The sequence below is a fragment of the Pedobacter jeongneungensis genome, assembly GCF_000633455.1.
Taxonomy (GTDB): Bacteria; Bacteroidota; Bacteroidia; order Sphingobacteriales; family Sphingobacteriaceae; genus Pedobacter; species Pedobacter jeongneungensis_A.
In genome coordinates, this window is the sequence record NZ_AYMG01000017.1 from 35,235 (window position 1) to 50,075 (window position 14,841).

General features: G+C 39.8%; 12 protein-coding genes. 7 read left to right on the plus strand and 5 right to left on the minus strand.

Annotated elements, in window-relative coordinates:
* Positions 1 to 10: 10 nt before the first annotated feature.
* The 6 genes from U859_RS0116315 (at position 11) to U859_RS0116340 (ending at position 7,581) form a co-directional block, all read left to right on the plus strand.
* Positions 11 to 976 carry a glycoside hydrolase family 43 protein gene (locus U859_RS0116315; RefSeq protein WP_025144406.1) on the plus strand — a complete coding sequence of 322 codons (966 nt, stop codon included), beginning with the start codon at positions 11 to 13 and terminating at the stop codon, positions 974 to 976.
* Between the two features lie 115 nt (positions 977 to 1,091).
* Positions 1,092 to 2,132 (plus strand): family 43 glycosylhydrolase, encoded by a 1,041-nt coding sequence (locus U859_RS0116320; protein ID WP_025144407.1) that lies wholly within the window; start codon positions 1,092 to 1,094, stop codon positions 2,130 to 2,132.
* Between the two features lie 15 nt (positions 2,133 to 2,147).
* Positions 2,148 to 3,227: a cellulase family glycosylhydrolase gene (locus U859_RS0116325; protein WP_025144408.1), complete on the plus strand. Its 1,080-nt coding sequence runs from the start codon at positions 2,148 to 2,150 to the stop codon at positions 3,225 to 3,227.
* A gap of 241 nt (positions 3,228 to 3,468) precedes the next feature.
* Positions 3,469 to 5,322 carry a glycoside hydrolase family 2 protein gene (locus U859_RS0116330; protein WP_025144409.1) on the plus strand — a complete coding sequence of 618 codons (1,854 nt, stop codon included), beginning with the start codon at positions 3,469 to 3,471 and terminating at the stop codon, positions 5,320 to 5,322.
* Positions 5,323 to 5,436: 114 nt separating this feature from the next.
* Positions 5,437 to 5,982 carry a GNAT family N-acetyltransferase gene (locus tag U859_RS0116335; RefSeq protein WP_025144410.1) on the plus strand — a complete coding sequence of 182 codons (546 nt, stop codon included), beginning with the start codon at positions 5,437 to 5,439 and terminating at the stop codon, positions 5,980 to 5,982.
* 75 nt (positions 5,983 to 6,057) lie between these two features.
* Positions 6,058 to 7,581, plus strand: a complete 1,524-nt coding sequence (locus tag U859_RS0116340) for a glycoside hydrolase family 43 protein (protein ID WP_162799959.1) — start codon at positions 6,058 to 6,060, stop codon at positions 7,579 to 7,581.
* Positions 7,582 to 7,767: 186 nt separating this feature from the next.
* On the opposite strand, the gene U859_RS0116345 is transcribed toward U859_RS0116340, so the two are convergent.
* The 4 genes from U859_RS0116345 to U859_RS0116360 form a co-directional block, all read right to left on the minus strand.
* The gene (locus U859_RS0116345) at positions 7,768 to 8,763 is read right to left on the minus strand and encodes a hypothetical protein (protein WP_025144412.1); all 996 of its coding nucleotides are present in this window, start codon (positions 8,761 to 8,763) and stop codon (positions 7,768 to 7,770) included.
* A 51-nt stretch (positions 8,764 to 8,814) separates the two neighbouring features.
* Entirely contained in the window at positions 8,815 to 9,258 is a 444-nt protein-coding gene (locus tag U859_RS0116350) for a GNAT family N-acetyltransferase (RefSeq protein WP_025144413.1), read from the minus strand.
* A 242-nt stretch (positions 9,259 to 9,500) separates the two neighbouring features.
* Positions 9,501 to 10,316, minus strand: a complete 816-nt coding sequence (locus tag U859_RS0116355; RefSeq protein WP_025144414.1) for an MOSC domain-containing protein — start codon at positions 10,314 to 10,316, stop codon at positions 9,501 to 9,503.
* An 11-nt stretch (positions 10,317 to 10,327) separates the two neighbouring features.
* Complete coding sequence (locus U859_RS0116360; RefSeq protein ID WP_025144415.1) at positions 10,328 to 12,688, minus strand: mechanosensitive ion channel family protein; 2,361 nt, start codon at positions 12,686 to 12,688, stop codon at positions 10,328 to 10,330.
* A gap of 238 nt (positions 12,689 to 12,926) precedes the next feature.
* On the opposite strand from U859_RS0116360, the gene U859_RS0116365 reads away from it, so the two are divergent.
* Entirely contained in the window at positions 12,927 to 13,520 is a 594-nt protein-coding gene (locus U859_RS0116365) for a hypothetical protein (protein ID WP_025144416.1), read from the plus strand.
* A gap of 148 nt (positions 13,521 to 13,668) precedes the next feature.
* Here U859_RS0116365 and U859_RS0116370 read toward each other — a convergent pair whose 3' ends face one another.
* Positions 13,669 to 14,634, minus strand: coding sequence for a M57 family metalloprotease (locus U859_RS0116370; protein ID WP_025144417.1), 966 nt, complete (start codon positions 14,632 to 14,634; stop codon positions 13,669 to 13,671).
* Between the last annotated feature and the right edge of the window lie 207 nt (positions 14,635 to 14,841).

Sequence of the window (14,841 nt, forward strand, 5' to 3'; positions counted from 1 at the left end):
ACATTACTAAATGAAATATATTTATGCCCTTTTTTTATGCTTTTCACTCTGTTCGGTTAGCAAACAACTACTTGCAAAACCGCTGAACGACACCCTTTATCTAGCTGATCCGACCATTTTTGTAGATAAAGGCACCTATTATTTATATGGTACCAGCAGCGAGCAGGGTTTTTTGGTTTATGTTTCAAAAGACCTTAAAAACTGGAGCAAGAAGTCAGAAAATAAGGGATTTGCTTTAAAAAAGGGCGATGCTTTTGGAAGCAAAGGTTTTTGGGCGCCACAGGTATTTAAAAGAGGAAATACTTATTATATGGCTTACACCGCCAATGAGCAGATTGCCATTGCTCAGAGCAAAAGTCCTTTAGGTCCATTTAAACAGGAAACACTAAAAGCAATATCAGGGGTAGGAAAGCAGATCGATCCTTTTGTATTTACCGATAGCAATGGCAAAAATTACCTATACCATGTTAAACTCGATAGAGGAAACCGCATTTTTGTGTCAGAACTGAAGGCCGATTTTTCGGATGTCGTCCTAAACACCGCAAAAGAATGTTTATCGGGAACAGAATTTTGGGAAAATACTGCAAAAACCGATTGGCCGGTAACCGAAGGTCCGACGTTGATCAAAAAAGATCAGCTTTATTACCTTTTTTATTCCGCAAATGATTTTAGAAATCCCGATTATGCTGTAGGTTATGCCACTTCAGGTTCACCAAGGGGCCCATGGAAGAAATATGCAGGAAATCCGATCATTAACAGAAAGTTGTTGAAATTCAATGGAACTGGTCACGGCGATTTTTTTACCGATGAAAAAGGTGGGTTGCAGTATGTATTTCACACCCATCACAACAATCAAAAAGTATCGCCAAGGGCTACAGCTATTATAAAGGCTGCTTTTGTAAAAGATAAAAACGGTACTGACCAGATGGAGATTGACCCTAAAAGTTTCCGCTTTTTAATGCAGGGCATAAATTGATTGCTTTTGTGGAAATATTGAAACAAAAGGAGGCCGATTTAAGAAAATAAATCACTTTTTTTGAGATTAAGCGCTTTAAAAAACTGAAGAACCAGCTTGGGGGTAAAAATTAAAAATGAATAAATTAAAAATAAAATTACGGTTTACCCTGTTGTGCCTATTGGCAATGGGAGGATTAAATGCACAAACATTTACCAATCCTTTGTTGCCATCTGGTGCCGATCCTTATAGTTATTACAAAGATGGTTATTACTATTATACCAATTCGTTGGGCAACCGCGTAGATCTGTGGAAAACCAAAACCTTAAGTGATCTTAAAAATGCCGAACGGAAAACCATCTGGAAAGCTCCGGAGGGAACGATGTACAGTAAAGAAATCTGGGCACCTGAAGTGATGTTTTTGAGGGGGAAATGGTATGCCTATTTTGCTGCCGATGACGGCCGAAATGAAAACCACCGGATGTATGTACTGGAAAACGCTTCCGCCGACCCGATGAAGGGGGAGTGGGTATTTAAAGGCAAAATTGCAGATCCCACCGATAAATGGGCCATAGATGGTGATGTGATCGATTTTAAAGGCCAGCTGTATATGATCTGGTCGGGATGGGAAGGAGACCAAAACGGCAAACAGGAAATTTTTATCGCTAAACTTAAAAACCCATGGACGGTAGATGGAAACCGGGTTAAAATTTCTACCCCAAAGTTTGATTGGGAAAAAATAGGCGACCTGGGCGGCGGTGCTCATGTTGATGTAAACGAAGGACCACAGTTTCTGGTTCATGGCGATAAAATTTTCATCATTTATTCGGCCAGTGGCTGCTGGACGGATTTTTATGCGCTGGGTATGCTTTCTGCTTCGTCAAAGAGTAACCTGCTCGATCCAAAATCATGGACAAAAACCGATAAACCTGTTTTTCAGCAGTCGGCAAAAGATGGCGTTTATGCCCCGGGTCATAATTCGTTTTTTAAATCACCTGATGGGAAAGAAGACTGGATTCTCTACCATGCCAACGATAAACCTGGGCAGGGCTGCGGCGGTTTCCGATCGCCAAGGGCACAAAAATTTACCTGGAATGCTGATGGCACCCCGAATTTTGGGTTCCCTGTAAAACCGGGCGAAAGTTTAGCCCCACCTTCAAACCACGATAATAACTAATCAGATATAACCGATATGAACCTAAAAAACTATGTTCTCCTTGCTGCAATGAGCTTTAGCATCAGCACAGGGTTTGCACAAAAAACAAAAAAAAGCCCCGAACCCGCAAAAGTATGGTCGGTAGAGAAAGCCAATGCCTGGTATAGTGAGCATAAATGGCTAACTGGCGCAAATTATATTCCTTCTAACGCCATTAACCAATTGGAAATGTGGCAGGCCGACACTTTTTCGCCAGATCTGATCGATAAAGAACTGGGCTGGGCCGAAGGTATCGGCTTTAACACCCTGCGCGTATTCTTATATAGCAAAGCCTGGAGCCAGGATCCTGAAGGTTTTAAAAAACGGATGGACCAGTTTTTAACCATTAGCCAAAAACACGGCATACAACCCATGTTTGTATTTTTTGACGATTGCTGGAATAAAACTTCAACTATTGGCAAACAGCCAGAGCCGAAAACGGGTATTCATAATTCGGGCTGGTTACAGGATCCCGGCGATCCGGCTTTTAAAGAAGAAGCCAACTTCCCTGAACTGGAAAAATATGTAAAAGATGTGCTTACCCATTTTGCACACGATAAAAGAATTTTGCTTTGGGACTTATATAACGAGCCCGGAAACAGTGGCAAATTAGAGGCAACTATTCCTTTACTCACCAAAACCATCAGCTGGGCACGTTCGGTTAATCCCGATCAGCCGATTTCAATCGGTTTGTGGAGCTGGGGTTTCGAAAAGCTGAATGCCATACAACTGGCCAATTCGGATATTGTAACCTACCATAACTACGAAGCACCAGATTGGCACCAGAGAACCATCGACCTGTTGAAGGCCAGCGGCAGACCATTGATCTGTACCGAATACATGGCACGATCACGCAACAGCCGTTTCTCTAATATCCTGCCAATGCTTAAAAACGAAAACGTTGGTGCCATTAACTGGGGTTTTGCTGCGGGTAAAACCAATACCAAATATGCCTGGGATACTCCTCTTGCCGATGGTTCTGAACCGATCGAGTGGTTCCATGAAATTTTTCAGCCTGATGGCACACCATATCGCCTCGATGAAGTTAACCTGATCAAAAAACTCAATAACAAATAAATCATTGTCAGTCTGAGCGGAGCGTCATTCCCGCGTAGGCGGGAATCTTGAAGCTTAATGCATTAAGATTCCCAATCGACCCGATAGCTATCGGGTTGGGAATGATGACTCTTCGCAGCCTATCAATTCAAAAAATGTGATTTGTATTGATTTTACGAAACAAGTAAACCCTTAGTGAAATATTCTCTGCTTAAATTAACAACATTGCCGAACCTAACCTTAACACACAAAACTTAAACCAATGAATAAAAAAGTATCTGTTTTCTTATCACTGCTTGGGCTCTCACTTTCCCTATCCGCACAGCAGCAGGACAAATCGTGGAACATGGTGAAAGGGAAAATTGCCTCGCCATGGGCACTGGACGTTAACCCGAAAAATGTATTGCCAGAGTATCCCCGCCCACAGTTCGAACGTACGGGCAACTGGAAAAACCTGAACGGCCTTTGGGATTATGCCATTTCCGAAAAATCACAGCGTCCGGCCATTAATCAGGGTAAAATACTCGTGCCATTTGCGGTAGAATCTGCACTTTCGGGTGTTGGTAAAACGGTAGGCAAAGACAGTTTACTATGGTACAAAACTGTATTTACGGTGCCTTCGAATATGAAAGGTAAAGAAATTCTGCTTCATTTTGGAGCGGTAGACTGGAGAACAACTGTAAGCCTTAATGGCAAAGAAGTGGGGAAACATGAAGGTGGTTTCGATCCTTTTAGTTTTAACATCACACCATTTTTAAATAAAAATGGTAACCAGACCTTAACTGTAGAAGTTTGGGATCCGACCGATGAAGGACCTCAACCAAGGGGTAAACAGGTGAAAAAACCTGAAGGCATCTGGTATACCCCGGTAACCGGTATCTGGCAAACGGTGTGGATTGAAGCAGTAAATAAAACACACATTGATCATATCAAGGTAACACCTGATATCGATCAGCAATCGCTAGCAATTACCCCATTTTTAACGGGTGCTGCTTCAGGCGATCAGGTAAAAGTTTCGGCCTGGGATGGCACTACAAAAGTTGCTGAACAAACCGGTGATGGCAGTGGTGTAATTACGTTAAAAATTGCAGATCCTAAACTTTGGAGTCCTAAAAGCCCGTTTTTATACGATTTAAAAGTAGAACTGCTTGCTAAAAACAAAAAGGTTGATGAGGTGAAAAGTTATTTCGCCATGCGCAAAAGTTCGATCGGAAAAGACCAGAACGGCATTCAGCGCATGTTATTGAACAACGAATTTGTTTTCCAGTATGGCCCGCTCGATCAGGGATGGTGGCCGGATGGTTTATATACCGCGCCAACCGATGCCGCTTTGAAATTTGATGTGGATAAAACCAAAGAAATGGGTTTCAACATGATCAGGAAACACATTAAGGTAGAACCGGCCCGTTGGTATTACTATTGCGATAAAGCCGGAATGCTGGTTTGGCAGGATATGCCGAGCGGCGATCTGGGTAACGGCTGGGAAAACCGTCCGGGTATTTTAGACCATGGATCGGATCAAAACAGAACTGCCGAATCAGAAGGCTATTATAAAAAAGAGTGGAACGCCATTATCGATGCACTTTACAATGTGCCTTCTATAGTAGTTTGGACACCTTTTAACGAAGCCTGGGGACAGTTTAAAACCGTAGAAATAGCCAAATGGACCAAAGAGAAAGATCCTTCGCGATTGGTGAATACAGCCAGTGGAGGTAATTTTCATCCGGTTGGCGATATCATCGACTTACACAACTACCCGCATCCGGCGATGCCGAGCCCTGATTATTTTGGAAAAGAATATGCCCTTGTACTGGGTGAGTTTGGTGGTCTTGGCCTCCCGATTGATGGCCATGTGTGGCAGCAGAAAAACAACTGGGGTTACCAAAGCTTTAAAAACAAAACTGATCTATTTAATAAATACGCCGAGTTTACTAAGCGCTTGGAACAATTGATTCCGCTAGGGCTTTCGGCAGGCGTTTATACCCAAACCACTGATGTGGAAGTAGAAACGAACGGTTTGATGACCTACGACAGAAAAGATATCAAATTTTCAGAAATACAAATGAAAGCGCTGCACGATAAATTGTATCAGATTACCGTACCGGTGCAGAAATAAATTGAATTTTATCACCGCCGTTTTTTAAAAGCTGGATCATTTTTATAATGGTCCGGCCTTATTTTTTGTTCAGGTTTAATTAAATAACTTTAAGAAAGATTTATAACATAACCCATGCAACAACAAAATTTTTCAAAATTCCCGGTTTTAAATACAGAAAGATTAGTACTTCGAAGACTGGCTTTAACTGATGCTAATGAAATTTACCAATCGCGCTCGGACGCTAAAGTTGCTGAATTAATAGGAAAGGCACCTTTTACGACTATTGATCAGGCTGTTTCCTATATCAATATGATCGATGGCGTAATCAATAAAAATGAATCCATATTTTGGGCAATATCTTATAAAAGCACTACAGCACTGATTGGAACCATCTGCCTTTGGAATTTTGATATACCAAATGCAACGGTAGAACTTGGATATGAATTGCTTGAGGCGTTTCGGGGCAAGGGGATTATGGCAGAGGCTATGGTTTCGGTTATTGGGTATGCATTTGATGAGATGGGAGTTGAAAAAATAATTGCATGCCCATCCGTCGAAAATCTACCTTCAGTAAAACTGCTCGAAAAAATGGGGTTTGAATTGACACAAGATAATTTTTCAAATACACATGAAGGTGTACCTGGTATGCTTACCTATATTATTACTGCAGGGAAATAAAGTTTGCGCTTTCCTGTAATGGCATGCAGTCTGCAAAGATTTAACCAAATTAAACACCAACTTAAAGGCTATAGCATGATGATAAAAATAAATACCCGTCTTCTTTTGCGCTATGTAATGGTAATAGCCATTAAACTATTCCTGACTGCGAATTTTTTATATGCACAAACCGTTATAGAACCCGTAATTGCCGGAGATTTTGCCGATCCATCTATTATTCGGGCCAATAAGCAGTATTTTGCCATAGGTACTTCTTCCGAGTGGGCGCCACATTTCCCGATTTATACCTCAAAAGATCTGTTAGACTGGAAACAATCAGGTTATGTTTTTGAGCGTGCGCCAGCGTGGACTTCGGGATCGTTTTGGGCTCCTGAATATGATTATCACGATAAAACCTATTTCATTTATTATACTGCAAGAAGAAAAAAGGATAATGTTTCGTGCATTGGCGTGGCCACATCAAAATATCCCGATAGAGGTTTTGTTGATCAGGGTATCATTATTGATTATGGCAAAGAATCAATCGATGCGTTTGTTTACCTTGATGGTGATACGCGATACATTACCTTTAAAGCTTATGGTTTGGATAAACGCCCCATTGAGATTTTGGCTTATAAACTTGCCAAGAACGGAATTAAAATAGAAGGAGAGCCTTTTTCTTTACTTAAAGACGATCAGCATATAGGTTTAGAAGGGCAGAGCATCTTGAAAAAGGACGGATATTATTATCTTTTTTATTCGGCCGGGAATTGTTGTGGTGCGCAATGCGATTATAATGTTAGGGTAGCAAGATCAAAATCATTTGCCGGGCCATACGAGCTTTATGCTGCCAATCCGTTGTTAATGGAAAATGAATACTGGAAATGTTCAGGGCACGGCACTTTTGTGAAAACTACAGATGGAAAAGATTATTACCTCTACCATGCCTACAACAAAAAGACAAATGTTTTTTCAGGCCGGCAGGGGATGCTTGCGCAATTAAGCTGGACTGGAAAAGATGGATGGCCAGTGCTTAAAGAACAATCTGGTCCAAGTGTTAACCAGGATCTGAAATTGAGCTTTACCAATTCGGAAATTGACAAAAGATGGCAGTGGGATTTTAGAAACTCAACTCCAGGAATTTTGCAGCAAAACGGGCAGCTTCATTTATCCGGAAGGATCAATAAAGATAACCTTACCGGAATAGCATTAACGGTTAGGCCTATATCAGCAACTTTTGAAGCAACTACAACCGTAACAAATACCAATAGCGCGCTAAAAGGTTTAGTGTATTATGGCGATGCAGGCTCGGCTGTAGGTATTGGTATATCTGGAAATGAAATAGAATTTTGGAAGGTAGAAAATAAAACCAAAACGGTGCTTTCAAAAGTAAAAATATCAGCAAAAGTTCCGGTTGAGCTTAAAATGAAAACCGCAGATGATTTAAGCCTGCTTGTATTTTTCAAGCAACCTAATGAAGAATGGCAAAGTGTTCCGGCTAAGGAAAAAATCACGGTTAATTTCTTACCACAATGGGATAGAAGCCCACGTATTGGTCTTCATTTTAATGGAAGTATTAGTCAGAATGCTGATTTTTCCTCTTTTGGATTAAAGTATTGATTTCTGTGCCGTCAGATGTTACATCTGACGAGCATTTGAACTTTTTATTTATGGTGCAGTCAGATGTTTCCATCTGACCAGTAATACATTTTTATAGTAAAACAACATGGTGTCAGATGGTAACATCAGACACCACTCAGAAATCAGATGAAAAACTGAACCCACATTTCTAAGAAAAAAAGGTTATTAAGCCCGCGCCAGCCTAAACTCATTGTAACACATAATAATATTAAACCCTAGGAAAATTATAGCCTCCGAACTTACCTTAAGCCTATTGATATCAATCCCTAAAATCGATGAAATAAACAGGGTGGAGAAAACCAGGATCGCACTTAAAAAGATACTGATAAAGGCCGATCGTAGTAACATAGTAATCCTGAACAGGCTTGCCTTGAAAAAATACTCCGGACTCCGGATCATCTGTACCAGATTTACCATGATAAAAAAACCGATAACCAGCACGTAGATATTCATGTAAGGCGTAGCATTATCCCAGGACAGCAGGTTAAAATATCCTTTAGAGACGAAATAAGCAACAATACCGAGGCAAATGAGGGTTTTAAAAGCTATCCAGAATTTTTTGCCGGAGAGCATGAGGTATAGTTTAGGATATTTAATGCTATCAATCCGGTCAGCGATTCCTAATAGCTTTGCAGAAGGCTGCAAAAAGGGATTAAACATCCCTAACAATATAAGCATAATGGTACTGGAAAACTGAAAAATAGCATCCATGATCAACCGGTCCATTTTTGCCTTATCTAATATTGTATCGTCAGCGTAAGTAAATATCGATAACGAAATCAGCACAATAACCACGAGATGAAATATTACACCAACATAACTACTTAAACCTGGTTTGTTTAATTGCTGCCCTTCGGCATTTTGCTGTTTATTGCCAGGTGAAAATTTAGCGGACAGGGCTTTCAGTGAATCGGCTGTGCCTCTTGCCATTAGTGCAATGGCAAGGACAAAAATTCCAATGCCAATAATGAAACAGCCTATACCTGCTGCCTCAAAACTATATAAACCAAGGAGAAATATAACAGTACCAATGGTAAGTGCAGCATGCTTATATTTGATTTTAGTAAAACCATGCATATTAAGCAAGAGCGTGTAAAACAAGCCAAAGGCAGCGCCAATTGCGATAGCCATCAATAATTTTCCTGTAATATTTTCGGGCATGATTTAGATAAAAATTATTTAAGAGAGTGGTTTCAGTGATTTCGCCAAAATTTAAGCTTTTAATTCCATTGATAGGATAGGGAAAGGTTTCCCAGCTGCATCTAGCTCACTTCGTTCGATGGTTACGAAGCCGAGTTTTTCATAAAAGCCCACCGCCTGGTCATTCTGCTCATTTACATCTACCGTATTGGCACCATGTTCTTTTTTTGCAAAATCAATTAATGTTTTGCCGAGTCCTTCTCCTCTTGCATCAGCATGGATAAATAACATCTGTATAGATTCGCCATTGATACCAATAAAGCCCGTAATTTCCTGTTCAACCTTAATGCAGTACAATTGTACCTGATCAAAATATTCAGTTAAAATCAACGAACGATAGGTCATGATATCACTTTCTGAAAGAAAATGGTGCGTTGCCCTAACTGAGCTTTCCCAAACTGCGATCAGTTGTTCATAATATTTTTTGCCCGCCGGTTCAATTATTGCATCTTTCATTCAATGGATATTTAAATTACTTTATCTTCCAAAATTAAGTAGGAATTAGTTTTTAAACGTTAAATATGATGAAAAGTTTGCGCACGAAGCGCTTTGGTTTATGGCCCGGGCTTAGCTTATTTCAGGTGATTAAGGTGGTTACAAACATTGCAGATTAATGTTGAATAAAATCTTTATCATTAAGATTTAAGGTAGTTAAGGAATTTTTATCGAAATATTAGTTCCATCTCCCGTCTTCCATTTTACATCTTCCACCTCACTACTTTAAGTTCATCTCCCACACTGATTATGCCAGCTTTTTGGTGCAATAAATTCTGCCCGAACATGATTTTTTTGTCAATAGTACGGTAACCAGCTAATGTTCTCAATGGTTCCTGTCCTTTTTCGCCTGTTTGCTGATCGATGGTAATCAGTACACATCTTGCACAAGGTTTTACTGCAGAAAATAAAGTTTCGCCAATGTAAAAAGTATCAAAGCGGTCTTCAATGTGCGGCGTTCCGCCAGTAAACACAAAATTGGGCCTGAAACGGTCCATCCTGATAGGGCTTTGGAGCTTTTCATTAAGTCCATCCAAAGAAGACTGACCAATGAGCAGACAAGGATAACCATCAGCAAAACTCACTACTTCATCATTAGATGCATATCTTGGGTCTACTAACCTTTTTTCTGCCACCGGCATTTTTACCAGTTTTACTTTAAATTTCAGAAAATCAGAAAACCAATCACTTACCGCTTTATTTACTTCAATGCCAACAGTGGTATCGTTCCAGATCACAACGGGAATCTGCGTTCCATTATCTTCCTGCAAATCGAATGATATTCTTTGGTCGGTTTGGGTTTTATGTGATATAATTAACCTGCCCTTACTAATATTTACCGCAAGTAAAGCCAGTTCGAAATATTTTCTTTGCGTAATAAATATTCCTTCTTCATCAACAAGCATCCATCTCCTGTCGTATTGGAGGCCTTTTTCTTCTAATTGGGCTTTTTCAAGACTGATGCCACCTAGGGATTTAATAGGGTAGATATGTAATTCGGAAAGGAAAAAAGTATTCATGCAATTTATTATTATAAAATTTCAATACCCTTCTGTTCAAATGCCTCAAAAATCTGCGCATTGATCATGCTTTTAGTCAGATCAGCTTTCGAAATATCCTTGCACCAGAAATAAATATTGATTTTGCTGTTCAGTTTGCTCACCGGACTAATCATAATCACTGGTTCTTTGCTAATAAATACATTGTTGTTTTCGGTAATAATTTCCCTGATCAGGTTGACCACATCAGTGGTATTAAATGGCTTGGCAACCGACAAAGAAATGTTTACCCGCATTTGGTTATTGCTCAGTGTCCAGTTAATGATGTTGTTGGATAGGATGGCACCATTAGGTATGATGATCTCTGCACCTTCATCGCTAAGTAGCGTACTTGCACGCACACCGATTTCTTTTACGCGGCCTTTTTTATCGCTCAGTTCAACAATATCCCCAATGCGGATCGTTTTATCAAAAATAAGGATAATGCCTGAAACAAAGTTGCTTACAATATTCTGCAAACCGAGCCCAATACCCACACCTAAAGCACCCAATATCACCGTGATTTTATCTATAGGAAGGCCTGATGCCGCGACAGCGATTAAAAAGCCACCGATCAGCAGCACCAAACGGGTAACCAGCAATTTCGAACGTTCGCCTTTATTATCATCAAAGCTGTCGTCGCCGGTATCGCCGAAGAAATAGGCAATGTATTTCTGCAGAAAATTGGCAATCCAGATGATGCCAAGAAAGAGCACCACGCCACCGAAAGTGAAAGAGAAACTTCCGATCGTTCTTTTTTCGGTAAGGACCTCCATTACCGATTCATAGAGCCCGTTAAAAATATTCAGGTTGGTGGTAAATATTACAAACCAGATAATGGTGGCACCAATCCCTGTAAGCCTTTTCAGCCCGGCAATAACGGGCTGCCAGTCAAAATATTCGGGAAAGCCTTTGCGGATCCTGCTGCTTTTCATCTGCAATAAAAAAGCTTCTACCAATACTTTGGCTAGAATGGTCAGCGAAATCGCATTTAACAAAGAGCTTACCCCGGTAGAATAAAAAATCTGTGTAAGGGTAAAACGGCCAAATAAATTGCAAAAGGTAGCAATGATGGCAAATCCTGTATAAATAAATCCGGTAACCAGGATCATCCTGTATCTTTTTGTTTTTTCATCAAGCATTTTCCAAACCATAATGCCATAAGCTACCGAACTTACCGTTAGGAATAGCAGAAGCCAGCGCTGGTATCTTGGTGGCATGCCCAAAAGACGCAGAAAAACCGGAGCAAGAAGCAACACCACGAAAATACACCAATAGTAAAATAACCTTTTGCCTAGTTTTTTACGGAAAAATGCGGTAAGCAATATCGCCAGTATTACTTGTACGGCTTCTATATAAAGTGCCGGAGCCCTTAGATCGAAAATAGGCGCCAGGGTGAAAAGTGTGATAAAAGTGATCAGGTAGGGCTGCGGACTAATCAACGAAAAGCCATCAAGGGTTTCTAAGCGGCCACGCTGTTTCACACTCCTGAAATTAAAGAATACCCAGAAGAAAAATACAGCGCAGGTAAATAGTAAAAGCAATCGGCTGCTCCTTGTATAAACAAAATAATAGCCCGATATTTCCTGTTCGCCTTTAATAAACCTGCGGAACCCCATGCTTTTATTGGCCGGTTTATTTACCGATTCCCACAGGTATCGGCGTTCCTTACCGAAAGCCTTTATGCTAACTGCATCCAGCTGACTATCGGTTAGGTACATCAGCTCCTTAATATTAATGAGATTGGCCGAAGTTCTGGCCTGAAAATTATTAATTGCTAACGTCGTGTTTTTAAGCAGGCTATCCATCACTATACGTTTCTTTCCTAGCTCGGTAAACTGATCCTTGAACAGAATACGCACCTTGGGTGAAGTAAATAATCTAATCAATACGGTATCTTTCCGCAGGTTTAGGATCTCCGTTTTCAGTGCCCGCAATTCCTTTTCATATTCATCAAGGTCTGCCAAACAATCTTTATTGTTGCCTCGAAGCTCTTCCAGTAAAGTCTGGTCCATTTGCAGGTTCTGCAGGTTCAATGTACGGTCGCTTTGCGTCAACCTGCTTTTAAGCAGGGCCAGTGCAGCTTCATCTTGTGTTAAATGTGCCTCAATAGGCTTTAATTTTTTAAAAGAAGCAACAGTAACCGGTACTTTGTTCACCGTTTCGAATACTTTTTCCAGATGCGCAAGATAATCGCCTTTGGTCAATGTTGCCGAGTCTGCAAGTATTGATACATCCTGACCTTTATCTGTCTGGCTGTTTTTCTGTGCAGATACATTGCCTGCAAAAAACAAGGTAAAGAAAACTAGAAAAGTATAGGTGATGGTTATAGGAAAAGGTTTTCTGATAATCATTGATTTGAAAAGTATGGATTAAGTGCCTTAATAGAAACTCATTGCTCAAAAATAGGGAATAGAATTGGTTTTATGCATGTTTACAAGGTGATTATGGCAATGGGAGACCGTTAAAACTAAATTGATCAAAATTAATGCCTTTCTTAATAGAAATTAGCTAATTTATACCAACATTTATCTGTATTCGCTGTTTAAACAACAGGATAACTCAGACTATAATTAATTAACGAACCAACCTATGAATAAAGCCCGCATTTATTATACTACAGTATTGTTCTTTACAATGCTTTCAACCGCCGCACTGGGGCAGAGTACACGGCGATTGGTAAAAGATTTTGACCACGACCTTAAAAAAGATACAGTTTACATTAACAGTGATACCAAAACATTGGTGTGTAAACTGTCTAGTCAGAAATTCAGGAAAATAGAAAGCCAGAAAATCTGGAAACTCAATTTTGGCAATACACTCGTTGCCCTTAAAGATGGTTTCGAATTTTGGAACGATTATGGCCGCTCTGGCTTTATAAGCACATTTGCCTATAACAAAAAAGAGAAAAAAATGCAGTTGGTAAAGATGAAACGTACAGATTATGAGGTAAGTGGTACCTATTCCGGTGAAAACGGTGGTACCTCGAGCGTAAACCTGTTAACCAATAAATATACTGCTCATTTTAGGGTGGTACGCAATAAAAAGATGGTCGAATTACCGGCAGTCAATAGCATAATGGTTTTCCCTAAAACCTACCTGCAAACCTTTAGCGATGATATCAATTTCGACTATGAGGAAAAATGTGTGGCACTGTATAACCAGTATCAGGCCAAGAATAAATAGTACGGAACTACTTGCCGGAAATAAGAAACTAAAATATTATCATAGCATTAAATCACAAAGAATAAAAGACCAGGAGATATACTCCCGGTCTTTTAATCCAGATAACTATCCGAAGGACCTAATGATTCCGGCTTACCGGATTAAGTACTTATTGTTTTCCTAAAAGATAATATAAAGCGATTTTATCTTTTTCGGTAAAGGACCTTATGTTGGCGGGGCACGCACGCATCCACGACTTGGAGTCCTTTGCTACAGTTCCAGGAATTAAGGAGGCTGTTGTTGTTAAATCCAAAATCTTATTTCCGTTTGCATCCAGAATCCTGTCTCCCTTTTCATCTCTTAAACTGCTGGTGGTTGATTCTCCTTCCTCACCTAAACCGCAGGAACTTCTATCTGAATAATCTGTATGTCTAAAGCCTACACAGTGGCCAATTTCATGCGCAATCATGTTAGCAAGTTCATCAGCAGTGAAATCTGTGTCATTATAGTATTTATTGTTTAGTGAGAATCCTCCAGCAGGTTTACCATCTGCACTTGGAAATCCAAGTGACCACCCGCCAAAAATAGTACCAGGTGCTGATTTTATGACACTAAGATCTCTCATTGTAATTACAATGTCTGCTGTTCCGCTTGGGCTGGTCTCCAGCACAAAAGTAGTACCCAGTTTTAAGTCGTTGTATCTCCCAATGGCTATCTTGGTGGCCTTAGTAACAAATTTTTGCATATCACCTCCATCAACCCTAACCTTTATTTGCCCATTTTTAATGTATTTATCAGCTAATGTAAAGCCAGTCTTGTATTGCTCGGTACTAGGTCCATTTTTTCCTTTTAGTCCTTCTATTAACTTTATTTGATGGTTAAGCTCTTCTACAGAAAGTAGAATATCTCCTTCAACAAGATAAGAATCACCTACTTTTATGACATCATTGGTCGAAAATCCTGCCTTCATGATGCGGATTTCTTCAGCTTCTGTTAACTTCGATTGTACTGCTTGTTTGGTGTTTAATGAGTCATCGCTTCCGTTTTTTTTACAGGATGCCAGTGCTACAATAATCAATAGTACAAATGAGCACAGAATGATCCCTAATTGTTTTGTTTTTTTAAGATTTTTCATTTTTAGTTAAAATTATGGTTAAATAAATAGTTAATACGCTGCTTGCAGGTCGCGACTACTGGCTAATCTTTACCCAGGTGTTTTAACAAAAAAGGATGTAATGAATACTAAATAGGAGGGATTTTCAGTTCTAAGATAATCAAATAATAATTAGCTTAAAAATACTTTATAGAATTTTATGTTGATGCGGTTAATGAGTTATATAGT